This window comes from uncultured Butyricimonas sp. (assembly GCF_959596855.1).
GTDB classification, from domain to species: domain Bacteria; phylum Bacteroidota; class Bacteroidia; order Bacteroidales; family Marinifilaceae; genus Butyricimonas; species Butyricimonas muris.
This window is the reverse complement of record NZ_CAUFYA010000023.1, coordinates 1-24,588: the sequence shown is the minus strand read 5'-3', so window position 1 is coordinate 24,588 and position 24,588 is coordinate 1. Positions and strand designations below refer to the sequence as shown.

Below are 24,588 nucleotides of genomic sequence, written 5' to 3'. Positions count from 1 at the left end.
CCTACCCGGGTACCTCTTTTTAATTTTTTGTGTCAGGCGTTGCATGATGACATAAAAAACACTAACTTCGCTAATTGTATATGTCAGCTTATGATTAAAAAAATTATTATCAGGATACTGTCTATTGTCATGCTTATTGCTTTTATTGCTGTGGTAAGCGTGCAGTGGATTTGGATGAAATACAGTATGCGGGAAGGAGAAGCACGTTTTACCTCGAAAGTGTATGACGTGTTAGGTAAAGCTGTCAGTTTAGTGGATCAGGTCAGTGAACGAAAACTTTATCAGGAGGTCAAAGAACAATACAATATTCTGGAGGAACAGATTGCGGCCACAGACCAGATGTTGGATTCTTTGGAAAAAGGAAAAGAGCAGCGCTTGCGAACAAATTCTGCGAGTCTTTCGTTTGAGATGCAGCAGGCGAACGGACAGGTGACGATAAGGCATATGAGTGTCGGGTATCAGGATCCTTTAGAGGGGTATTCAAGATATCTTCAAGAAATCTCCAGAACGATAAGGGAAGCCACGGACAGGAGTTTTCCGCATCAGTTGATAAAATCGGAAGAGGAAGAGGTAAAACAACAGACAGATTCATTGGACGGACAGCGTTTGTCGGATATGATTCGGAAAGTGGTGATCCGTTATATGAAAGAGGAAGATCCGCATAATGCCGATGTAGCCAAACGGCTTGAGGGGGTGGATTTGGATATCTATTTGAAAGATGAGATGGCGAGCACGGGAATAAAGAATCATTTCAAATGGAAGGTGATGAAAGGCGAGGAATTGCTGAAATATATCAAGGAACACGGCAAGAAGGGGTTCTATTACACGGATCTTTTCCCGAATGATCAAATCAAGAAAGACGCTAACTTGTGTATCATGTTCGACACGAAAGATTCGCTCTTCTATAATAATATCGGGTGGATGTTCATTGCTTCCGGTTTTTGTATTATCGGTTTGATGTCCGTGTTTATTATAACGATCGTCGTGATTATGAGGCAACAGAAGCTTTCCGTGATCAAGAATGACTTTATTAATAACATGACACACGAGTTTAAGACACCGTTAGCCACGATTTCTTTGGCAACGGCTGCTATCGAGAAAGAAAAGGTGCTAAACGATAAAAACCAATTGCTGAAATTCAACTCGATGATCCGGAACGAGAATGAACGTATGAACAAGTACGTGGAGCGTATTCTGTTGCAGGCTAAACTTGATCGTCGGGAAGTACATTTGAAGAAAGTGAATGTAAATCTGAACGTGCTGGTGGATGAAACGGTTGAGCATTTCCGTTTGCAGGTAGAAGAACGGGGCGGAGTTATCAAAGCTGACCTTGATCCGGAAGGATACGTGATGCAAGCCGACGAGGTACATATGCTCAACGTGGTATGTAATCTGGTAGATAATGCGATAAAATATTCGCATGATTCGTTGAATATATATATATTTACGAAGCGGGAGGGGAATCGTTTTATCATCGGAGTTCGGGATACCGGAATCGGGATACCGAAAGAGGCTCAGGATAAGGTGTTTAAGCGATTCTATCGCGTGCCGAGCGGTAACGTGCATAATGTAAAGGGATTCGGGTTGGGGTTGAGTTACGCCAGATCGATCGTGGAATTGCACGGGGGTGAGATTCACTTGACCTCGAAAAAAAATAAAGGTACTTTGGTAGAGATTATTTTTAAAATGGAAAATTAAAATTGAATATATGGGACATAAAATACTTTTAGTAGAAGACGATCCTTGTTTCGGATCAGTATTGAAATCCTATCTGGAATTATCCGATTATGATGTAGTGCATTGCACGAACGGGGTGGATGGATTCGAGGCATTTCGCAAAGAGAAGTTCGATTTGTGTCTTTTGGATGTCATGATGCCCGAGATGGATGGTTTTACATTAGGGAAAAAAATCAGAGAACTGGATGTAACCGTGCCCTTTGTTTATATCACGGCAAAGAGTATGAAAGATGATATGAAGCAGGGATACGAGATTGGAGCGGATGACTATATTATAAAACCCTTTGATTCCGAATTGTTGATTTTTAAAATCAAAGCAATCCTTAGCCGTTGCGAACACGAGGATACGGAGGTTAAACCGAAAATGATCGAGTTGGGAGCTTATCTGTTCAACACGGAATTGCGCACGATCACGAAAGGGGATGAAGTGATTAAATTGACTCCGAAAGAATCCCGGTTGTTGGAATTGTTGTACTATCACAAGGATGGTCTGTTGCAACGGGACAAGGCTTTGAATGAAATCTGGGGTGCCAGCGATTATTTCACGGCTCGTAGTATGGATGTGTACGTGACGAAATTGAGAAAGTATTTTAAAGACGACTCATCCATTAAGATCGAGAACGTGCATGGTTCCGGATTCCGTCTGATTCTTGAATAGCCGGTAATTGAAATAAAAAAATAGAAGTGAGGATTTTTCCTCACTTCTATTTTTTTATTTCAATTTGTTCAGTGTACGGTAATGGTTCCTGCATCACTGTTTGCCGAATATTGTGGGGCGTATACACATTGTAGAGTACTGATACCGTCTTGATAGGTTCCGCTTTGTGCGATCCATACCGTGTACTCGAATACATGCGTACCTTTCGGGAGGAAGTCGAAGAAGAAGTTGGTAGCAACATCTGTCGTTTCCTGATAATACACGAGAGCCTCTTGCCAACGGTTGCCGGAAAGTTGTTCCGTCGGTTCAAAACATCCGGCTCTTAAATCTTTCAGATGCACGAATTGCATATCCTGATCGTTGGATACCGTGATACGGATACAGATTTTATCACCGACTTTTAATTCTTGTTCTGCCAGCGGGATTAACGTACTTCCGGTATCTTCTTCTTGTTGGATGAATAACTGTTTCTTGACAGAGATTCCGCCCGAATGACCGGTGATTTTGTCCAGTTTCTCGAAATATTGCAGGTATAAACCACCCCAGCTTGCTTGCTGTTGTTGTTTCGAGAGCGTTACATTCAGCATTTTCGGGGTAATCTCTTTGCCCGTGAAACTTTGTTTGATGTATCCCAATTTGGATTCTTCCGGGGTAATATTCAATTTCTTGTTACCGAGTTTTACCGCCAGTTCTTCTTGGGATGCCAATTGATTATTTCCCGTGAGGAGTAAAGCGTAGATAGCGTCGACCGTAGTGGGTGTTGATCCCCAGTTTTGAGTTTGTTTCTGGCGCAATAACCATTGTTTCATCTCTTCGGTATCCGTGGAATTGCCTTCAATTTCACGGAAAGCACTCATGATCGCGACGTGAGTCTGGATAGCGGAGTTGGTGAAAAGGGTTGAACGGTTGTTCGCCCAGTACATACCCGTTTCGGGCGTGGTGGTGGAGTATTCTTTCAAAGAATGTATGATTTGTTTCGCCGCATCCGTTTTACCGTATCGATAAAGAGTGATGGCTGACAAGGCTTTCTCGTACAGTGAAAGTTTGGTCCATGAAGTTTCCAGTTGTCCCAGATAGAACTTGTGAGCTTTCAGAGCATCGGTCAACGGGATATCCCGGTATGAACTGCGGGTGTACAGGTATAATATTTGGGAATATCCGGCAGTTTTGATGTTCTTGTAGGATTCTTGGATTTGTTTATCGAGGAAGTTCAACGCTTTGATTTGCATCATCTTTACTTCTTCCGGGTGGCTCGTGGCGTTTAACGAGACAAGCCGTGCCATTGCCTCAAGGACATTTTCAGTCATGAAGGTACTGGAATAGAATCCCTTGAACCATGACCAACCACCATCTTCGTTTTGCAGTTCAGCCAATTTTTTGATGGCTTGCCGGGCGATATAGTTTTGGCGGTTCACGTCCAGAAGTTCACCTAAAGAGTGCATTTGTTGTGTTTCACTCTGTGCTTCGGTTACCCACGGGGAAAGTTGTAGCAGAATGGATTTTAATTCCTGATTCTTTTCCAGCGGGGAAGTTAGTGCGGCATCCGGTTTTTGCATCCATTGCCGGATGGCATCCGTGATTCGCGGATTCGCGTTAGCGATAGCCGTCGCCAATGTACTGACATAATAGGACGCCGTGATTTCGGTTACATTCTCGGTTTGCGGCGTGTTTATCGTAGGCAGGGCGAGAACGGCGTACCATACCGGGTTGGCGGTGAGTTCCAGCGTCAGGCGATATGGGGTAATTCCTTTCGGTGCATTCAACTTGAACGTTTGTTGCCCTTGTTTGCTCGCGAATATCGGTAAGGTTTGAGTCACCAGTGTGGCATCGGGAACCACGGGAAGCACATGTTGTTCTCCGTCACTGAATTGTGCTGAAGATGCAACAATACGACACCCGAGTAGATCCGTATCTTCCGGGGCGGTAAACTCGAAATTTACGGTTTGGTTCTCTTGTGCATTCACGTTGAACGGTTGTTGTTGTTTACTGATCACGACATCCGTCGAGGGAACGAACAGTTCGAGGTATGCTTCACCTTGTTGTGCGGTTGTCGTGAGATTATTGATTGTCGCTTGCAGCACGACCTTATCTCCCGTGCGTACGAATCGGGGCAGATTGGTATTGACCATAAACTCTTTGCTTGTGATAACCGATCTTTCAATTTGTCCGAATTGCATATCCCGGGTATGTGCCAGTGCCATGAATTTCCACGTCGTGGTGGATTCTGGTACCGTGAATTTGATTACCACGTTACCCGTTGAGTCCGTTAAAAGTTGCGGGTAGAAGAATGCTGTTTCTTGGAAATTTTGTCTGATTTGCGGAGTCGCGTCAATAACACTTTCTTCCGATAAGACTCCCGGAACACCGGAATCGGCTGATGCTTTGAATGAACTCAACCCTCTGATATAAAATTTCGTGTTATCATTATCTTCCGCAATACCGGCAACCTTTCTGGGCAATGCTATTTCTTCTTCTGCCATTTCTTCTACCATAATTTCTTGTTTTGCCCCTCCTCTGGAATGGCCATATCCCGCGACAACAGCATTATCCCAACCGAGGAATGTGTATTGGCTTAATCCGTAGAGGTTTAATCTATTAAATTCAAATCTGGGTACCTCCATGCGTTTCTGATTATAGCCGAGAGTTCCCCTTAACGGATAGTTGTCGAACCTCCACCGGGGCGTTGTGCTGTAATTGTAGTAAACCGGGTTGAAATTCCAAATATTTGGACGGATTTTGTCCAGAGAAGCATCATACATACCTGCCATTATCTCTGCAATGACAGCTTTTCCCTGTCCGTTTTTAATGATGAATGACCATTCTTCTTTTTGCCCGGGAGTAAGGTGATCCCGGAATGTTTTCGTGATAATATCCAGTTTTTTGTCAGCTTCTTCACGAGTCAGCATGAAATTATTCGTGAAAAATTCGCCGTCTTTGATAAAGCTGACAATTACCTCTGCTTTCTTCCCGAAATCCTCTTTATACGGTATATCCAGAGTCGCATTGGAGTTGTTTAGTACCAATCGTTTTCGTTCCATGAGTTTCTGGTCGGAGTATATTTCATATAATACATACACGTCTTTAGCGGATGAGCCTAATAAGATTCTGGCATCTTCTCCCGGGATGCAAGTTGTTTTCTCTTCCACGCTCCAGAAATAGGTGAGATAAGGCGGGCGTTTATCCTGAGGGGAATAAAGATATATGATATTTTCGTCGGTAATATTACTATTGTCACCTGTGCCGGAAAGTTTTAACAGATACGCTCCGGAAGGTAATGAGGATAGATTCAACTCCAATGGTTTGTCCGTATTGGTAGTAAATGTGCCTTCCAATACTTTTTTATCCACGGGTAAATTACTCCGGTCATATTCTTCCCCGAGTTTTTGTAGCGGTTTTAACGCGGATAATTCGTAAGTGATATTTTCGGTTAATGGATATTCATTATAGTTTAGCGTCGTGACTGTAATACTATTCGGTTTCTCTTTATTCATGTAAGGATAAACGGAAGAATTCAACCGATAGTTTTGGGGTGCTACTTGTACCGAATAATTGGACTCTTGTGTTTCCCCGTTGGGAGTGGTGACCGTGACCGAAACCGTGTACGTGACGAAATTTCTATAAAGAGCCCCGGGAGAATTGTCTGTTGTTTTTTCCGTGTCGAATGAAATACTGAATTCGCCTTTCTCGTTTGTTTGAGTTTTACCGGCGGCAATTGTATTTTCTTGGAATCTCCACGCGAAAGAGCGGCTTTGGATGGAGTAGGTGACTTTACTATTGCCCGCGTTGGCGCCGGAATAGTTCTTGGCGATACCGGAAACCGTAAGTCGGTCACCAGCTTTGTAAGCTCCTTTTATCGGGTTAAAGGTGATTTCGAACTTCGGGCGTTTGTATTCGGCTACGGTAATGGTGTGATTGGCTTCGCCCGCGGTAATGAAGAAAAGTCCGTTCAGTACGTCTTGCGGTAACGTGAATTTACCGGCAAAGGAACCGAATTCATTGGTTTGTACTTCTTCTTTCGCCACGACTTGGTTATTGACATCCGATAACGTTACCGTGTATTTCTTTCCCGTGACGGCTTTTGAGGCTTCGGCGGTTGCTTCCCAAGAAATTCCGCTGAAATAGACGATTTGTCCCGGTCTATATATTGCCCGATCGGTAAAAAGACTGGTTTCTTTTACTATCGGTTTCGAGGAACTGAAATATTGATTCGGGAGGCGGGTTACTACCCCGTGGTCGTCACTCCCTAAAGTAACTTGATAGAGACGGTCTTGGGGGACGTTTTTTATAGAGGCAATTCCATTCGCGTCGGAAGTGAATTCTGTATCCAGAACATATTTACGTCCGCTTCTGCTGTAAATTTTCACTTTTGCCCCTTGAATCGGTTTTCCGCTGACGAGATCGCATACAAGTACATTGTAGTTTTTGTCACTCGTTTTGCTGGCAATGGTTGACAGACGACTGGAACTGAAATAAGAGGAATCCGCTTGCTGTTTTGCCGTTCCGTAAGAAACTGTCAGTTGATAACGTCCGGTACTTGTCACGGGAATCTGTAAAACGGTATCCTGTGAATACAGTTCTTTGGGGAGGCGGTACGTGTGGGTAGATATCTTTTTCAGTTTCGGTGTTTTTTTGTCAAGATGCAAATAGTCTAATGTGGTTTCATCAACTTTATATAGCGTGAACGATATGTCGGATAAATTTTTGAACGAGAGTTTTATGTTTTGAGTATGTCCCGGATAGACATTGGGTTCAAGCGTATAAAATATGTTCGTTCGTGTTATCTCTTGAGCCATTTGTTTCAAGATGTTGATCCGGAAATAATTCGGGTATTGGCGAATACCTTTATTGCATATATCCAGTGCTTTTTTGTATTCAGGTTTTTCCGTGGTACCGGGATTGGCATAATTGAATCTGGCGGGTTCATAATAAGTCAGCGCGAGTTTGTAAAGAACTTCCGTGTTGTAAGGGCTTTTGTTATACTGGTGAGCCAATTGTTCTAAAGCGCTTGTATATAGTGAATCGCTGTCGTTCGTGTTGATTACTCTACGAATATATTCCAGACGATCCAGATCGGAAATGAGAACGGCATCCACACGTTTGGCTGTCAGTTCCGATTGTAATAGAGATTGATAGAGTTTGATGATATTTGAAGAAACGTCGAAGGGGTTAGCCTCGATAGTCATTCCCACGAAATCCGCTACTGGAGCAAATAATTGATTATCGGTGACCGGACTCTGTTTGTAATATTGTGAAATATTATAGAGGCCGTTTAATATATCAATACTGCGATATACCAGAAAATCGTACATTGTCGGTCGAAGAGCCGGGGAGTTTTTCCCGAGAATCATTATTTCCTTGTAATCCAGACAATTTACTTCTGCAAGTTGCGGTTGCGCTTTCACTGCGTCTAGTGCATGCTGAAATATTTTCTCGATATATATGTTACCGGTCCATTCCGCCATGTTGCGGGGAATGTATCCGGTAACGGGAGTCCTGTTGTATATTTTGGTAAGTTCACTCATGTAATACATTTGATAGAGTTCCGCTATCAATGAATGAAGAATGCTTTTTTCTACTGTATTCCGGTCTTCCCCGATGTATTTTTCCAGATCCTGTAACATGGGAGGGATACTATCCATGTCAATCAAAGCCTGATACTTGATCTGGCGAATCAGAGATTGTATCAGTAGCGGGGAGTTTTTTTCTTTTACCGCTTGTCGATAGTCCTTCTGTGCTTGAAGCAAGGCCGTTTTCGGGGCTGCCTCGTTTTCTTTGTCGGAGAGATTCTGCTGACTGAACGCAACATGTACTCCGAATAATAATACCGTAATAATTAGTAGTCTTTTTATCATATCGTTATCTGTTTGAATTATACTTTTTCATCCTACGTTATTCGCAATTCCCAACGGGAAAGTTATTACATAGATGCAAACGGAACAGAAATTCCATAAAAGTACGAATAAAATTCTTTAATGTATCTCTGGAGGAAATAGATTATTGCCGGAATGTTTCTGTCGAATTGCAGTTGAAATAAGTTCCGGTGAATGAATTTCAGTTCATTTTATGTCGTTCTTTCTACATGTGGGAGTGTCTGAAGAACGAAAGATAAACGAGAGAAGAACGAATGAAGGGAAGGAGTTGAAAGAATTTTGTGGGTTTGTTGTGTTGCTCTCTAGTGTTTTATATGCAAAAGGCTGCCCCTGAAAAGACAGCCTTTTTTTCATTTTAGAAAGTTGTTCAAAAAGTACTTAGATGCAAGGTAGGAACGCAGCAGATGAGTGCTTTTTGGACAACTTTATTTGAAGTTCGCGAATTCGCCTTGTTTCAGGAACTCAACGGCAGCTTCAATATCTTGATACATCACGCGGTCCTCGCTGTTGAACGGCACGATAGTGCGGAATTCAGACAGGAAGTTTTCCAAATACTCGGAAGTTTTGGTCGGGCGTTGCATGTCGATAGCTTGCGCGGCGTTCATTAACTCGATAGCCAGTACGCATTCCACGTTTTCGATTACTTGTACCGTCTTCACGGCTGCGTTACCACCCATGCTGACGTGGTCTTCCTGCTCATTGGAAGAGGGGATAGAGTCAACGGAACACGGGCTGCACAGTTGTTTGTTCTTGCTCACGATAGCGGCTGCGGCGTATTGCGGGATCATGAAACCGGAGTTCAAACCGGAATTGGCAACCAAGAATTCGGGAGTCTTGCGGTCACCGGCAATCAAACGGTATACCCGTCTTTCAGATATACTGCCTAACTCGGCGATAGCTATACTAAGGAAGTCGAGAACCAGTGCCAGCGGTTCGCCGTGGAAGTTACCACCGGAGATAATCAGGTCGTCGTCCATGAAAATGGTCGGGTTGTCGGTCACGGAGTTGATTTCGCGTTCCACCACGGAAGCCACGTAATTCACGGTATCTTTCACTGCACCGTGTACTTGCGGCATGCAGCGGAAAGAATACGGGTCTTGCACGTGAGTTTTTTCCACCTTTTGGAATTCAGAACCTTCGAGTAAAGTGCGGATATTGCGTGCCGTTTCGATTTGTCCCGGATGAGGACGGGCCTCGTGAATTTGCGGCAAGAACGGGTCGATGCGTCCGTCGTATGCTTCCAAAGAGAGAGCACCGATAATATCGGCATATTTAACCACCTTGAAAGCGTTCAATAGAGCGTAAACGGCATGTGAGCTCATGAATTGAGTCCCGTTCAACAAGGCCAAGCCTTCTTTTGCACCCAATTGGATAGGTTCCCAACCGAATTTTTGGTTGATCTCTTTGGCGGGATAGATTTTGTTTTTATAGAATACTTCACCCTCTCCAATCAGCGGTAAAAATAAGTTAGCAAGCGGGGCAAGGTCACCGGATGCACCCAATGAGCCTAATTCTTTTACCACGGGAAGCACGTCTTTGTTGAACATATCGATGATACGCTCCACGGTCACCAGTTGTACTCCTGATTTACCCAAGGAAAGAGCGTGAGCCTTCAGTAACAACATTAAACGGATAATATCCTGATGCACGGGTTTTCCCACGCTACAAGCGTGTGACATCACGAGATTGGCTTGCAGTTGACTCAGGTCTTCGGGCGAAATGGTGATCTTGCATAAAGAACCGAATCCGGTCGTGATGCCGTACAACGGCTTTTCGGAAGTGGCAATCTTGTGATCCAGATATGCCTTACAGTCATTAATTAACTTCTTGCTCTCGTCAGATAAAGCGAGTTTATATTTTTTATTAATGATTTTCTCTATTTGATCGAAGGTTAAATACTCCGGGGTAATATAATGAGTCATTGGAATTTTAGATTTTAAATTTTAGATTTTAGATTGCACACATGCGGGGACGAGGTCCCCTTGGTTTATAAGGTTCGTAAGGTTCATAAAGTTGAACCTGCGGTTCTGAAAGTTTTTTACTTTATAAACCTTATGAACTTTATAAACTTTATGAACTCTTTTCCCGTCAGGGAAAACGAGTATCGAAGCCGTGGTTTTTTAGCGGGCGTTGTTCTTTGCGGTATAGTTGCATACGCTTTTATTTTAATTTCTCTGCCAATTCGATGATTGCAACACTTTCTTGTTCTCCCGTGAGCATATTTTTCAGGGTTACCATGTTGTTGGCGATTTCGTTTTCCCCTACTAATGCCACGTACGGGATATTTTTCTTATCGGCGTACGTCATTTGTTTTTTCATCTTGGCGGCTTCCGGGTATATCTCGGCGTTAATGCCTGCTGCCCGTAAATTTTTCAAGAGCGGGAGGCAGAAAGCCTCTTCTTTTTCCCCGAAGTTGACGAACAGGATACGAGTGGTTGCCGTGGCGTCTTTCGGGAAGATATCCAATTGGTTCATCACGTCGAAGATACGGTCGGCACCGAACGAGATTCCCACGCCCGACATATTTTTCATCCCGAATATTCCGGTCAGGTCGTCATAACGTCCTCCCCCGGTGATACTTCCGATTTCCACGTCTAATGCCTTGACCTCGAAAATGGCCCCCGTGTAATAGCTTAACCCGCGGGCAAGCGTGAGGTCTAATTTTACTTCAATTCGGATATCGAGTTGTTGCAGGTAACGGAACACGGTACTTAATTCTGCCACGCCTTTTAAACCGATTTCGCTTCCTTGCAGTATTTCTTGCAGGCGGGCTAATTTCTCTTCGTTCGTTCCTTCCAGATGCAGGATAGGTTGTAATTTTTCGATGGCCTCTTCCGATACTCCTTTTTCCCGTAATTCGGCGTTTACATTCTCTGCCCCGATTTTATCCATTTTGTCGATAGCCACGGTGATGTCAACCAATTTTTCCGGGTGACCGATGGTTTCGGCAATTCCGGCTAACACTTTCCGGTTGTTCATCAACAGGCGGACATTTATCTTCAAGCGTTTGTAGACCTCGTCCACGATTTGCACTATTTCCACCTCGTTTAACAGGGAGTCGCTACCCACGACATCCACGTCGCATTGGTAAAACTCCCGGTAACGTCCCTTTTGCGGACGGTCGGCACGCCACACGGGTTGTATCTGGTAACGCTTGAACGGGAACGTGATTTCGTTCTGGTGTTGCACCACGAAACGGGCGAAAGGTACCGTCAAATCGTAACGCAAGCCCTTCTCGCAAATTTTGTTTGTCAGGCGAGGAATGTTGCGCTCCGTCATTTCGCTATCGGTAACAGAGGAAAGAAAATCGCCGGAATTTAGTATCTTGAAAAGTAATTTATCACCCTCTTCCCCGTATTTACCCATCAACGTGGAAAGGTTCTCCATGGCAGGAGTTTCCAGTGGCAAATAGCCATACAGTTTGAATACGGATTTAATCGTGTCGAATATATAATTTCTTTTCACCATAATTTCCGGTGAATAATCTCTTGTCCCTTTAGGAATAGATGGAGTCTGTGCCATTTTTCGTTTTTAAGCTTTAGATTTAAATGTGTTGCAAATATAAACGATTCTAATTTCTTTTGAAACTTCTTCGGGGAATTAATTGATTTTAGATTTATGATTGTTGATTTCGGATTTTGAGGTTGTTTATTAGATAGAATTTTCTGATATTTGTTTCGTGGACCAGTGGTTTAGTGTGATGATAAGAGAGGACATATTATTCTGGAAAATGCAAGAGGGTGACTGGAGTGCTTTCAACTCCTTTTTTGACCGTTATGCGGAACAATTATTTCATTATGCCTTGGGATTCGTGAAGCATCGGGAAGAGGCGGAGGATATTGTGCAGGAAGTTTTTATTTACTTGTGGACGAATCGGGATAAAATTACTTACACGGGTTCCGTTTATGCCTATCTTTGCCGTTCCGTTAAAAATTCATGTATCGATTACAAACTTCACGAGAAGGTCGAGGAACGTTATCGTCAGGAAATGATGATGACCGGAGTGGATGATTCTGACGAGAATGATAATTTCGAGGAACTTTATGACCGTTTGCAATCCATTATGGAAACCCTCCCCCCGAAATGTAGGGAAATTTTTATCTTGGGATGCATGGAAAGCATGAGTTATAAAGAAATCGCCGAGCAACTGGATATTTCCGTGAACACGGTAAAGACACAGATGAAAACAGCGTATAAGAAAATTAAGGATGAATTCGGCGATAAGGACAAGAGATTTATGATGATTCTTTTAGTCGCTTTCGAGTAAAATTATTATTTTTGCAACAGCGGTTGAATCAACCGTGGTTGCAAAAATAATAATTTTAGTTCAAATGAAGTTTTATAATCGAGAAAAGGAAATTGAAGAATTGAAGCGGGTGCAGGGACTTGCTTTCACGCGAAATTCCCGAATGCTTGTTGTAACAGGGCGGAGGCGTATCGGGAAGACCAGTTTGATAAAGCAGGCATTTCAGGATGATGGTTCTGTGACGCTTTATTTCTTTGTCGGTCGGAAGTCGGAAAGTGTTTTGGTTTCCGAATTTGCGGGACATGTGCGTGAAGTGTTATCCGTGTTTGTACCGGAAGGGATGATTTCGTTTTCAAATTTGATGCAATATCTTTTTGAATTGGGTAAAACACGTTCCTTCAATCTCGTGATAGATGAATTTCAAGAGTTCTATAATATTAATGAAACAGTTTTCAGTGATTTGCAAAATTTGTGGGATTCATATCGGCAGGATACACGTGTAAATCTGGTCATTTGTGGTTCCGTTTTTTCTTTGATGCAGAAGATATTCACGGAGCATAGTGAACCCCTGTTCGGGCGGGCGGATAATATCTTACAGTTGCGTCCGTTCAAAGTGGAAGTTTTGAAACAGATTATGGAAGAATACGCTCCCGGTTATAGTAACGATGATTTACTTGCTCTGTACACGATTACCGGGGGAGTCCCTAAATACGTGGAGTTGTTTTGTGATAACGATCGATTGACTGTCGAGAAGATGTATCGTTTTGTTTTCTCTGAAATGTCGCCTTTTTTAGATGAGGGGCGGAATTTGTTAATCACGGAATTCGGGAAGAATTACGGGACATATTTTTCTATACTCCAAGAATTGGCTAACGGGTATTACACGCAGGGCGAGATTGAAGCTCGTTTGGGAGGAATAGCCATCGGGGGACATTTGAATAAACTGGAAAATGTTTATCATTTGATCACACGTGAACGTCCTATTTTCGCGAAGCCGGGTAGTAAAAAAAATGTTCGCTATATTATAATAGATAATTTTTTGAGTTTCTGGTTCAAATATATAGAGGGTAATCGTTCCTATATCGAATTACAAAATTTTGATGATTTGTATCACTTGGCGCAGGCTGATTATCCGACTTATTCCGGACGGGTATTGGAAAAGTATTTCAGGCAAAAACTTGCGGAAGCCGGAGGTTTCAAAGAAATCGGCTCATGGTGGGAAATGAAAAGTATGTCCGGTAAACAAAAGATAGAGGCTTTTGAGATTGATATTATTGCTTTACGGGCACGAGGCAACGAGGCATTGGTGGCAGAGGTGAAACGAAATGTGAATAACTATAATCATAAGTTGTTCATGGAGAAAGTGGAACACGTGAAGCAAAAGGAAATGGCGAAATATTCCATTGAAACGAAATTCTTCTCTTTGGAGGATATGTAGTTTTCTGGGTATGTTTATAAAATTGGAAAAATGAAAGAACAAGATATATATAAACTACTTGCGGATGGAGAGTGTGTGACATTGGAATGTAAGAAAGCACAGAAAGGTGTGCCAAGTTCTTTATGGGAAACGTATTCTGCTTTTGCTAATACATATGGTGGTACCATTCTTCTTGGTGTTGACGAGAACATGGTAGGGGAGGGCCAGGCAAAGAGATTTGTCATTACCGGTGTGGGAGAGGCGGATAGGATGCGTAAGGACTTGTGGAACACGATAAATAGTCATGAGAAGGTAAGTATCAATTTGTTGCGTGACGAGGATGTGCAAGTTGTGTCTGTGGAGGGGAAGAACGTGATAGTAATAAATGTACCACGAGCAGATTATACTATTCGCCCTGTGTACATTAACAATAATCTTTCAAGAGGAACTTACAAGCGAAATCACGAAGGTGATTATCATTGCACGGAACAAGAACTAAGAATGATGGTGCGTGATTCTAATGAAACAGGCAATGATCGTATGTTCTTAGAATATTATACGATGGATGATATTGACATTCCTTCTTTGGAACGGTATCGTATGTTGTTCAGGACAGATCATCCAGAGCATGTATGGAATAGCCTTGAACATAAGGAATTCCTAGTACAGATTGGTGGCTATGTGGTGAATCGTAAAGAACAGACTGAAGGATTGACTATGGCAGGATTGTTGATGTTTGGTAAGGGCTTACCCGTACGTGACCGTTTTGATAATCTTCGTATGGATTATATTGATAAAACCAATCTTATAGGAGAGCAACGTTATAGTGACCGCCTTACATACGATGGAACTTGGGAAAATAACCTTTTTAATTTCATACAAAATGTGTTGCCTAAATTGACAAAAGATCTACCACGACCATTCAGGATGGAGGGGGTTATCAGGAAAGATGATACACCTCAACATAAGGCTGTGCGTGAAGCTTTGACCAATGCTATCATTCATGCAGACCTAATGCTTAATGGTGTATTGAAAGTAGAAAAATATGATGATCGTTTTGTTCTTACAAATCCGGGCTTACTAAAACTTCCTGTAGAACAAATTTATGCAGGTGGAGAGTCAAGAGCTCGTAATCAGCGTATGCAAGCAATGCTTCGTGCGATTGGTTACGGGGAGAATCTTGGGTCAGGCTTCCCGCTTATCCTTAGTGCGTGGAATGAGAAGCATTGGTTGAAGCCGGAACTCATTGAGCAACCGGAATTAATGCAGGTAAAATTGATACTGCATATAGAAACTCTTGTAGAAGAGAAGCCTAATGACATGTCGGATGTCTTGAAGAATGTCTTAAAGAATGTCTCAAAGGATGTCCTAAAGGAACTTACTGATCGTCAGAAATCTATATTAGAATTTATCTATTGTACGCCAACGATGACTGGACAGGAAATGTCTGAAAGACTTCGAGTATCAGAAAAAACTGTGCAGCGTGATTTTTCTGCGATTAGGAAACTTGGCATTAATCTTATACGTGAAGGTGGAAAGACTTATGGGCATTGGATAATCAAAGAGCAACAAGGTGGTGAATAAGAATTAGTATGTTATTATAGACATTTAGTGCTATATTGGTCTTAGAATTTTGTGCTTGCCGAAGATTTTTTTCAATTTTTCTGAAAAAATCTCATTTTCTTTTCACCCTTTTTTCACCCCTTCTCGCTTAGAGGGTAGAAAACAGAAAAACTATGAGCACAAAAGACGAAAAAGAATGGTTACGAGCGGTGCTGGAAGGGAGAGTGAAGCCGGGCGATGCCGAGTGGCGGAAAATTTGGCGGGATGCGGATTTCGCGAGGGTGCGGGGCGTGTTGCGGGAAGTGGGAATGATGGAGCGGGGTGATGTGATGTTCGATCGGGAGAAAATGTGGAGAGTTGTCGAGGGATACCGGGGTGAAGGTCAGAATCGGCGTCGGGTGGCAATGTTGTGGCGTTGGGTTGCAGCGGTAATGATCCCGTTATTCGTGGGTGGCACGATATGGTTCTCGTTGCGTGAAACAAAAGAGATTCCCGTGGCACAAGTTCCGGTACTGGAGGCGGGCAGTCCTCAAGCCGTGTTGATTATGGCGAAAGGAGAACGGATAAATTTGGCATCCGTCCAAGTTGATACTTTAACAACTAAAGGAGGCGTGCGTGTTCGCTTGGATTCGGCTCGAAGCGTGACCTATGAACAGGGAGAGGGGCAATCGACCGAGGTGGAATACAACACGATTGTAGTCCCGCGTAAAGGAGAGTATCAGTTGACACTGGCAGACGGTTCTAGGGTTTACTTGAATTCCGAATCGGAAATTCGCTTCCCGACATTCTTCTCGGGTGAGGAACGCAAAGTGTATCTTAAGGGAGAAGCCTTCTTCGAGGTGGCACCCGATGCCGGGAAACCTTTTATCGTTGACGTTGGTGAAGTGGATGTGCGGGTACTGGGTACCCGGTTTAACGTGAATGCTTATACTCCGGACGAAGTGATTCGTACGACGTTGGTATCCGGAAAGGTGCAGGTAAGCGATCGAAAAGATAGAGCGTCAACCATTCTTGCACCCGGGCAGCAAGCCGTGTGGGAAGAAGGTAGAATCTTGACGAAAGAGGTGGATGCGGCAGCAGTTTCGGCTTGGATAGATGGAAAATTCTATTTCGAAGAAGGTGCGACATTGGAGGAAATCGCTGCGCAATTGCAGCGCTGGTATGATGTTGATTTCTTCTTTGCTTCCGAGCGAGTGAAGCGTTTTGTCTTTGCCGGGGTAATCAAGAAAGAATACACGGCAAACGAGATATTCTCGATAATAGAGAAAACCACGCGGGTGAAATTTACCGTGAACGGTAGGACGGTTGTCGTGACTGAACTGAATAGATGAATCTAAAAATAAACCGGGAATTGCAGCAACAACTCCCGGTGTAGCGAAACCATCCGGGGAAACTTGCGATTTCCCGAGGATGAATGTTTAACTCTTATTACAAAACTATGAAAAAAAAACGAACGGGCACGTGGTTCCCGTTAAAAAAATCACGTGCGAAAATTTTAATGGTTATGAAACTGACTTTTTTATTGATGTGTGGTTTTGTCTTTTCGCTTTCTGCGTCCGTGCGGGCACAGGATCAGATGGTGACATTGAAGGTCGAGGGAATGCCTTTTACCAAGGTTATCTCCGAATTGAAGCGACAGACGCAACTGGATTTCTTTTACAGTTTTGACGAGGTGGACGTGAACCAAGCGATCTCGCTTGACGTGAAAGATGCGAAGGTTGATGAGGTATTGCGGCAAATGCTAGGGAGAAGATTCTCGTGGGAATATATTGACAAAATGGTTATTATTAAACCTACAGTAGGGGAGGACGAACCGGAGAAAAAGTCTGTTCGTGTGAGAGGATTTGTATATGACGAGAAGAAGGTGCCTTTACCGGGGGTAACGGTAAAGGTCGTCGGTGTACCCTTGGGTACCTCTACGAACGTGAGGGGGTGGTTTTCAATCGAGTTGCCGATGCAAAAAGGAAAGCTGGAATTTTCTTTCGTGGGGTACAAGAAACAACAAATTGATTTTTCCGGTAGCACGGATACTTTACGTGTGGTGTTACAGGAAGATTTGCAAGAGATGGAAGAAGTGGTTGTAACTGGTATTTTTAATCGTCCCAAAGAAAGTTTTACTGGTGCGGTAACGGCTATATCTAGAGAAGAACTAAAAACTCATTATTCTAGAAATTTGATACACACGTTAGCTAATTTGGATCCTAGTTTACGTTTAATAGAGAACAATGCACAAGGTTCTAACCCGAATGCTTTGCCGGAAATTCAATTGAGGGGGGCGTCTACATTACGTTCTACGGATGATATACGAAATAACGAGAGTAATTATGAATTGAATCAACCTCTGTTTATCATGGATGGTTTTGAAGTTTCGTTAGAACGAGTGATGGATTTGAACGATAATGAGATTGAAAATATCACGATATTGAAAGATGCAAGTGCCACGGCGCTTTATGGTTCGCGAGGAGCGAATGGTGTGATTGTTATAACAACTCTTCGCCCAAAGTCTGGGAAAATTATGGTATCGTATCAAGGGAAGATTAAAATAGAAGTTCCTGAATTAAGTTCATACGATGATTTAACAAATGCTAAAGAGAAATTGGAATTAGAACGTGTTTATGGAATATGGGATGATTCGAATCTTCAAGAACAATATCGTGAGTTGAAAGATGCCGTGGATTCCGGCTTAAATTACAATTGGTTGGATGAACCACTTCGTACAGGTATTGGTCAACAGCATGTGTTGAATATTATGGGTGGTTCTGAAGCATGGCGTTTTAGTTTGGCTTTAATGTATGATGCTACTATTGGGGTAATGAAAGGTTCTGATCGGAAAAATTTTAATGGTTCAATGTCGTTTGATTATGTTCATGGGAAATGGAATGTCCGACAGCTTTTGACGATCGGGAAGAATAAAAATCAAGATAGTCCTTATGGGCTTTACTCTAATTATGTAAAAATGAATAGGTACTGGACTCCTTACGATGAGGATGGTACATTGATAGAGGAGTACGTGCATCCGATGAAAAGTCAATATGTAATAGATAATCCAATGTATGATAAAGAGGTGGGATGTTGGAACGAGTCGAAATATACATCTTTACGGAGTACGACACAGGCCCGTTATCAAATATCTCCATCTTTTCAAGTGACAGCGATGTTGGGATTAACGTGGAAATTCGGTATTCAGGATTCGTTTATTCCCCCTACTCATAAATGGTTTGCTGACGAAGAAAATATGGAACAAAAAGGTAAATATTCCAGAGGCGAGAAAACGGAAAGTTTATGGGAGACTCGAGTGACTTTAAATTATGCTAAAACATTCAACGATAGGCACATGTTAACGATTGGTCTATCCGGGGAAATGTCAGAAACAGTGGATGATCGTGTTTCTTGGTCTGCAACAGGATTTTTGACTTCAGAAGTGAATCACTTGGCGACATCATTGGGATATCCCTCCACGGGAGGAACTTACGGTTACGAATCAACTTCTCGTCGTATATCGTTTGGCGGTTTTTGTAATTATTATTATGATTCACGATATTTCTTGGATTTGACGTATCGTATGGATGGTGGTTCTTCTTTCGGGAAAAATAGTCGTTTTTCTTCATATTATGCGATAGGAGCGGGGTGGACAATCAGTAAAGAAGAGTACGTGATGGAGTATTTACCGTTTGTTTCAGACTGGTCGGTACGTTATTCTTACGGCGTTTCCGGGAATATGGCTTTTTCACCAGAACAGTCAATGGAGGTTTTTAAGAGAGATGCGAACTACACGTATAATGGTAATTTGGGGGTTATGATGTCTGCTTTTGCGAACCCGAATTTGAAGCAACAGAATACATTCCAGCATAATGTGGGAATGAACTTGGGATTTTTCAATAATAAAATCGCAATCGTACTTAATTACTATACGAAGTTGACAGATAATACTCTTACGGATATTTACTTGCCGATTTCTCATGGTTTTGATAAGGTCAGTGGTAACGTGGGAGAGATTCGGAACACGGGATATGATGGAAGCGTGATAGTAAAATTGGTCGGGACGAAGAAGTGGGATTGGAGTATTAGCGGAAAGTTTTCGCATAACAAGTCAAAATTAGTAAAGCTATCAGAAGGATTTAAAAACACGTTAGAATTGTATGATAAGTCGTTAAGTTCAGCTTCTACTTATTTGCGTTATCGTGAAGGATATTCAATGACGGCTGTTTACGGTTTGCGCACGATAGGGGTGGACCCGCTTTCCGGTCAACGAATATTTTTATCGAAGGATGGACAAATGACACTGTATCAGAGCGGGGAAGATTTGGTGTATCTAGGAGATACTGAACCTAAAGTGAATGGGTCTCTCTTTACGACACTTTCTTATGAGGGCTTGTCAGTGTCATTAGGTTTTGGTTTTCAGTGGGGAGGGGTTGCGGAAAATTATACAGAATTGAATAAAAGGGAAAACTTGGATTTGACTTATAACGTGGATCGCCAGGTTTTGAAGGATGGCTGGCAGAAAATTGGAGACGAAGCGTTGTATAAGAAACAAGGTTATAATGTAATGAACACTTACCCGTGTGATATGTTCATACATAAGAATAATATATTCACTTGTAACAGCATAAATGTCCGTTATAATTTTCCTAAAAGGTGGACAAAGAAATTAGGAATGGAGATGCTATCTATTTCCACGGAACTTTCGGATATATTCTATTTTTCCACGATTCATAGGGAAAGAGGGACTTCTTATCCTTATTCGATTAATCCAAATTTGTCAATATCTTGTACATTTTAATTTAATAATTAATCGTATGAAAAAGAAATTATATTCTATATTAAGCGTGGTTTTGGTGTTTTTTTCTATCGGATGTGAAGATTGGCTAACGGTTGAACCAGAAACGGCAATCACTGGAGATAAGTTGTTTACGACGAACGAGGGGGTATTGCAAAGTTTAAATGGGCTTTATCTCAACATGCGGGGATTATATACACCGGAAGGTTATTTGGGGGGAGCTGGGTGTGTTGAATCAATGGGATGCACTTATACATGGAGTGAAGGAACTCCGGGATACATGTGGGCTGGACATTATTACAGTGATCAACCGGATAATACAAACAACACGATGATTTTTCAAGGGCTTTACAATGTTATAGCTAATGCGAATTCTTTAATTGCCGGGGCAAAAGAGAATCAATCCAAATTGAAAAAAGATGTGTATAATCTTGGGCGAGGAGAAGCTTTGGCTATTCGGGCTTTGATGCATTTTGATTTACTCCGGTTATATGGACCGGTACCTTCGAATGTGGATGCCTCGGAGACTTACTTACCTTATGTGCGTGTAAATGATATTAATCTTTACGAGTATATAACGTATGAGAAATACATGAATTATTTGTTGACTGATTTAGATTCGGCAGAAATGTTACTGTCGGATTCAGATCCTGTTCTCAAGGAAAAGTTTGAGACCATGGATGTTTCAACTGCAGAATGGTCATTTCGGAAGAGTCATGTTAATTATTACGGTGTGTTGGGTTTACAGGCGCGCGTACGTTTATGGAAAGGGGATACGGAAGATGCGTTACGCTATGCTCGGATGGTAAAGGAGGCTAGAAATGAAGATGGTTCTTTCAAGTTGAGATTAATGACCCCGGCGGATACCGTGCTTTATAATAATGCATCTACGGATTTGACTTGTTATTGTGAACATCTTATCGGAACAAAATGTGATAATTATGATTATACCAGAGGAACGTCATGGCGACCGCAAAATGTTTATGTTCTCAATTATAATAATACATTTTTTGAGGATTTGTTTGCGGGTAATGTCGAAGATAAGCGTTATCTATGGTTTTGGGCGTATTATTACAATCGTTTTGGAACAAGTGGGTATTATTGCTCGAAGTACTTGAATTTTTACGCTTCTTCAACATCTCCGAAAAATTTTCCGATTATGCGTTTGGCGGAGATATATTTGATTGTGGCAGAAACCGCTCCATTGACTGAGGCAAATGAAGTGTACAAGGAATATTGCGATGCTCGAAATGTTCCTTATATACCTTTGACTGAAAGTGATAGAAGAGAGAGAATTTTGTTAGAGTATATTCGGGAATTTTGCGGGGAAGGACAAAATTTCTATACATATAAGCGTTATAATACTAAAAATATGTTATTTGGTGTTCGTGAATTGACTGATGAGCAGTACCGGTTGGTTATTCCTAGCGCAGAATTGTTAAATGACTAAAGTTGTGAAATTATGAGAAAAATTTTCTTTATTATAATATGCTGTATTCTTGGTTTTATTGCTTGTACAGAAGAGAGAGCAGAATATTACGAGGGAGAGGATAATTGGGTACAATTTTATTATATATGGCCGGTGGAGCAGACTTATATTTCTCCCGTGTTTTTGCCATATGAGGGATATCGTCCCATGCTAAGTTCTACAAAACGTCAAGATACGGTCTATTTCCGTCTCCATTTGATTGGACGCCCGTCCGATAAACCGAGAAAGGTAAAGTTTGAAACGTATGAGGCGGAAATGGAATATAATTATTTTTTACCTGCGGTTCCTGGAGAAGATTATATTGCTTTCGATGATCCGTTGATGGAATCCTATTTGACGATACCGGGGGATTCTGCTTATGTAAATATTCCGGTAATAGTGAAGTATAACCCTGTAAAAATGGGAAATACGCTTCAAGCGGATTTCCGGTTGGTGGATTCAGAGGATTTGGTAGTGGGGGATTCTTGTTTGATGAAAGGTCGATTTATTTTGTTTCAGGGGTATTAAGATTGTAAGTGTGGTAATAGATATATTGGTTGATTTATAAAGGTTAGTTATTCTTTATAGCGATAGCGAAATAAAAATAAGTATTGAATTTTGTGTTTAAGGAATTGAACACAAGGAAGTTGTATACGTAAGATGTAAAATTTTGACATAGATGTTTAATATTTAAAATAATGAAAATGAGAAGAATTGTATTGTTATTTGGGTGTATGTTTTTATTTATAGGTTTATTCGCTCAGACGAATTTTCGGGACATAACGCTTGCTCAAGCTCTGGAGCAAGCGAAGAAAGAGGATAAAATGGTTTTCGTGGATTGTTACACGTCGTGGTGTGGTCCTTGCAAATATATGGCGGATAAAGTATTCCCGCAAGAAAAATTAGGGAAGTACTTGAATGAACGTTTCGTGTGCGTGAAAATTAATGCGGAACAAGGTGAAGGTGTGGATATTGCTGCTAAATATGGTGTTCCTGCTTATCCCACGTTTTTGATATTGAAGACGGATGGTTCGTTAATTTATAAAATTGTGGGTGGAACGGAAACTGCTGACGAATTTATCGCAAAAGTGGAAGAAGGGTTTGGGGAGAAATCTGCGTTTAAGATGGAAGAACGTTACCTGAGGGGAGACCGGGAGGAAGGTTATCTATTTGAATATATAAATTCTTTATTGGCTTCTGGGCTGTATGACAAGGCGAGAGAGGTTGCCGGGGAAATATTGGCGTCTTTGCCAGACAAGAAAAAGTGTTCCGAGGCTTATTGGTCTATTTATGACAATCCCCAGTTGTCGCCAATTGGTTCCGAAAACCTGAAGTTTTTCCAAGAGAACGTGGATAGATTCCGTAAAACGGTTGGGGAGGAGAAGGTGGATGCAAAGCTTTTATTCCTATGTGATAATAGGTTGGAGGAGATGTTGCGGGGAAGAATACCTGCCACGGATGCTGATCTGGATGCAGCCGAGAAGGAATTGAAAAATTATAATTTGAAGGTTACTTATTTGTATGATTATATTGAGATGATGCGGGCTATTAACAAGGGCGACACTGATAAAATTTATTCATTGTACCCGAGAGTTTACGAGAATATGAGCGAGGGGAAATTGAGTTATTTGTATTTTCGCCCAATTCTTCTTTTTCAAGGAAAGGGAAAATGGACTGATGAACAAAAAACGGGATTTATCAAGTTTACTCAACAATTGATAAAAAGAATGGAATCACAACAGATGCAGTACTCTTTGCAGTATTTTGCGGAAGCGATACCAAAGTTTTGATATCCGGCAAAAATCTTTAGAAAAGATGAATATTTCTTAAGTTTTGGCTGGAATACATCTTGTATGAAGTGAATTTGAAAATGAATTGAACTCGGACAATCCGGAAAACGAAATCCGGTATTGTCCGATATATAAAGTTTAATGGGATTTGTAAATTGTATTGATTATGAGAAAATTATTGATGATTATTATGTTGTTAATTCCCGTGATTGCTTGGTGTCAGGGGTCTAAAAAGAGCGAGAGTGTAAAGAAAGTAAACGAGGTAAAGAAAGGTGATAGTTGCCCGGGGTTTATTTTTAAAGATACCGAGGGGAAAGAAGTTTCGTTGAAGCAATTTAAAAAAAAGTATGTAGTTATAGATGTTTGGGCGTCATGGTGCCATCCTTGTAAACAAGAGTACCCTACATTGAAAAAAATAGCGGAGAAGTATAAAAATCGGAATATCGTTTTCGTGAGTATTTCTTGTGATCACCAGGAACAGAGGTGGCGGAATGAGTTGGGATGGGGAAAAATGACCGGGTATCAATGGTGGATAGCGGGGGATAACTCTTTCATGCTTGCGTTTCAGGTGTCATCGATTCCCCGGTTGATATTGTTGGATAAAAAGGGACGAGTGGTGGATTTAAAGTTGCCAAAGCCCTCGGATCCGCAATTCGAGAAAATATTGAGTGGGTTGAAAGGGGTGTAAATGCTATCAAGTTGCACGTTAATCGTGACGATAGCAGATAGCTTGTTTCTAATCCTTAAAGAGCATTGTCATCGGACCTATGGAGTGTCGACCTTCTTGGAAGAGGAAAAAAGTTGGAGCAAATATTTTCTACTTGTTGATACCTCTTTTTTCGATTTGAATTGTCATATCTGTGGATACTTAGATTAAAAATGTAATTATGGGATTCTATTGTAAGTTATTGAGTATTGTGTTGTGCTGTGTTTTAGTCGGAAGCATGAAATGTTTTGCGCAGGGGGATGGAAATGTCGTTTATCGGGATTACACTCGTCAAGAAGCCGCTTTGCTTGATTCGTTGAAGAAGGAAGGGGTGTTGCCTTTATTCAAGGGAATGC

The 24,588-nt window shown here is 41.8% G+C and carries 14 protein-coding genes; 11 read left to right on the top strand and 3 right to left on the bottom strand.

Features of this window, described 5'->3' with window-relative positions:
- Positions 1 to 90 precede the first annotated feature (90 nt).
- Both Q5866_RS11150 and Q5866_RS11145 read left to right on the top strand, forming a co-directional pair.
- On the top strand, positions 91 to 1,698 hold the full coding sequence (locus Q5866_RS11150; protein ID WP_255301885.1) for a sensor histidine kinase KdpD: 1,608 nt from the start codon (positions 91 to 93) through the stop codon (positions 1,696 to 1,698).
- A 10-nt stretch (positions 1,699 to 1,708) separates the two neighbouring features.
- Positions 1,709 to 2,395, top strand: coding sequence for a response regulator transcription factor (locus tag Q5866_RS11145; RefSeq protein ID WP_099290841.1), 687 nt, complete (start codon positions 1,709 to 1,711; stop codon positions 2,393 to 2,395).
- A 68-nt stretch (positions 2,396 to 2,463) separates the two neighbouring features.
- Here Q5866_RS11145 and Q5866_RS11140 read toward each other — a convergent pair whose 3' ends face one another.
- From Q5866_RS11140 to hisS, 3 genes are all read right to left on the bottom strand, one after another.
- On the bottom strand, positions 2,464 to 8,247 hold the full coding sequence (locus Q5866_RS11140; RefSeq protein WP_303180273.1) for an alpha-2-macroglobulin: 5,784 nt from the start codon (positions 8,245 to 8,247) through the stop codon (positions 2,464 to 2,466).
- Between the two features lie 443 nt (positions 8,248 to 8,690).
- On the bottom strand, positions 8,691 to 10,187 hold the full coding sequence (gene hutH / locus Q5866_RS11135) for a histidine ammonia-lyase (protein ID WP_303180272.1): 1,497 nt from the start codon (positions 10,185 to 10,187) through the stop codon (positions 8,691 to 8,693).
- Positions 10,188 to 10,425: 238 nt separating this feature from the next.
- Entirely contained in the window at positions 10,426 to 11,787 is a 1,362-nt protein-coding gene (hisS, locus tag Q5866_RS11130; protein WP_099290838.1) for a histidine--tRNA ligase, read from the bottom strand.
- A gap of 178 nt (positions 11,788 to 11,965) precedes the next feature.
- On the opposite strand from hisS, the gene Q5866_RS11125 reads away from it, so the two are divergent.
- The 9 genes from Q5866_RS11125 (at position 11,966) to Q5866_RS11085 (ending at position 24,214) form a co-directional block, all read left to right on the top strand.
- A complete protein-coding gene (locus Q5866_RS11125) occupies positions 11,966 to 12,532 on the top strand; it encodes an RNA polymerase sigma-70 factor (RefSeq protein ID WP_303180312.1) in 567 nt (188 codons plus the stop codon).
- Between the two features lie 64 nt (positions 12,533 to 12,596).
- Complete coding sequence (locus Q5866_RS11120; protein ID WP_099290836.1) at positions 12,597 to 13,949, top strand: ATP-binding protein; 1,353 nt, start codon at positions 12,597 to 12,599, stop codon at positions 13,947 to 13,949.
- Between the two features lie 30 nt (positions 13,950 to 13,979).
- The gene (locus Q5866_RS11115) at positions 13,980 to 15,512 is read left to right on the top strand and encodes an RNA-binding domain-containing protein (RefSeq protein WP_099290835.1); all 1,533 of its coding nucleotides are present in this window, start codon (positions 13,980 to 13,982) and stop codon (positions 15,510 to 15,512) included.
- 152 nt (positions 15,513 to 15,664) lie between these two features.
- Positions 15,665 to 16,822, top strand: coding sequence for a FecR family protein (locus tag Q5866_RS11110; RefSeq protein WP_292268037.1), 1,158 nt, complete (start codon positions 15,665 to 15,667; stop codon positions 16,820 to 16,822).
- Between the two features lie 173 nt (positions 16,823 to 16,995).
- The gene (locus Q5866_RS11105) at positions 16,996 to 20,271 is read left to right on the top strand and encodes a SusC/RagA family TonB-linked outer membrane protein (RefSeq protein ID WP_292268039.1); all 3,276 of its coding nucleotides are present in this window, start codon (positions 16,996 to 16,998) and stop codon (positions 20,269 to 20,271) included.
- A 16-nt stretch (positions 20,272 to 20,287) separates the two neighbouring features.
- The gene (locus Q5866_RS11100) at positions 20,288 to 21,718 is read left to right on the top strand and encodes a RagB/SusD family nutrient uptake outer membrane protein (RefSeq protein WP_292268041.1); all 1,431 of its coding nucleotides are present in this window, start codon (positions 20,288 to 20,290) and stop codon (positions 21,716 to 21,718) included.
- Between the two features lie 12 nt (positions 21,719 to 21,730).
- The gene (locus Q5866_RS11095) at positions 21,731 to 22,264 is read left to right on the top strand and encodes a hypothetical protein (RefSeq protein ID WP_292268043.1); all 534 of its coding nucleotides are present in this window, start codon (positions 21,731 to 21,733) and stop codon (positions 22,262 to 22,264) included.
- A gap of 176 nt (positions 22,265 to 22,440) precedes the next feature.
- Positions 22,441 to 23,526 carry a thioredoxin domain-containing protein gene (locus tag Q5866_RS11090; protein WP_292268045.1) on the top strand — a complete coding sequence of 362 codons (1,086 nt, stop codon included), beginning with the start codon at positions 22,441 to 22,443 and terminating at the stop codon, positions 23,524 to 23,526.
- Positions 23,527 to 23,692: 166 nt separating this feature from the next.
- A complete protein-coding gene (locus Q5866_RS11085; RefSeq protein WP_292268047.1) occupies positions 23,693 to 24,214 on the top strand; it encodes a TlpA disulfide reductase family protein in 522 nt (173 codons plus the stop codon).
- The last annotated feature ends 374 nt before the right edge of the window (positions 24,215 to 24,588 follow it).

Bases quoted from the DNA above. Each gene is read 5' to 3' on its own strand.
- Q5866_RS11105 (WP_292268039.1), top strand. From the start codon at position 16,996: ATGAAACTGACTTTTTTATTGATGTGTGGTTTTGTCTTTTCGCTTTCT.
- Q5866_RS11110 (WP_292268037.1), top strand. From the start codon at position 15,665: ATGAGCACAAAAGACGAAAAAGAATGGTTACGAGCGGTGCTGGAAGGG.
- Q5866_RS11090 (WP_292268045.1), top strand. From the start codon at position 22,441: ATGAGAAGAATTGTATTGTTATTTGGGTGTATGTTTTTATTTATAGGT.
- Q5866_RS11120 (WP_099290836.1), top strand. From the start codon at position 12,597: ATGAAGTTTTATAATCGAGAAAAGGAAATTGAAGAATTGAAGCGGGTG.
- Q5866_RS11100 (WP_292268041.1), top strand. From the start codon at position 20,288: ATGAAAAAGAAATTATATTCTATATTAAGCGTGGTTTTGGTGTTTTTT.
- Q5866_RS11140 (WP_303180273.1), bottom strand. From the start codon at position 8,247: ATGATAAAAAGACTACTAATTATTACGGTATTATTATTCGGAGTACAT.
- hisS (WP_099290838.1), bottom strand. From the start codon at position 11,787: ATGGCACAGACTCCATCTATTCCTAAAGGGACAAGAGATTATTCACCG.
- Q5866_RS11125 (WP_303180312.1), top strand. From the start codon at position 11,966: ATGATAAGAGAGGACATATTATTCTGGAAAATGCAAGAGGGTGACTGG.
- hutH (WP_303180272.1), bottom strand. From the start codon at position 10,187: ATGACTCATTATATTACCCCGGAGTATTTAACCTTCGATCAAATAGAG.
- Q5866_RS11085 (WP_292268047.1), top strand. From the start codon at position 23,693: ATGAGAAAATTATTGATGATTATTATGTTGTTAATTCCCGTGATTGCT.
- Q5866_RS11150 (WP_255301885.1), top strand. From the start codon at position 91: ATGATTAAAAAAATTATTATCAGGATACTGTCTATTGTCATGCTTATT.
- Q5866_RS11095 (WP_292268043.1), top strand. From the start codon at position 21,731: ATGAGAAAAATTTTCTTTATTATAATATGCTGTATTCTTGGTTTTATT.
- Q5866_RS11145 (WP_099290841.1), top strand. From the start codon at position 1,709: ATGGGACATAAAATACTTTTAGTAGAAGACGATCCTTGTTTCGGATCA.
- Q5866_RS11115 (WP_099290835.1), top strand. From the start codon at position 13,980: ATGAAAGAACAAGATATATATAAACTACTTGCGGATGGAGAGTGTGTG.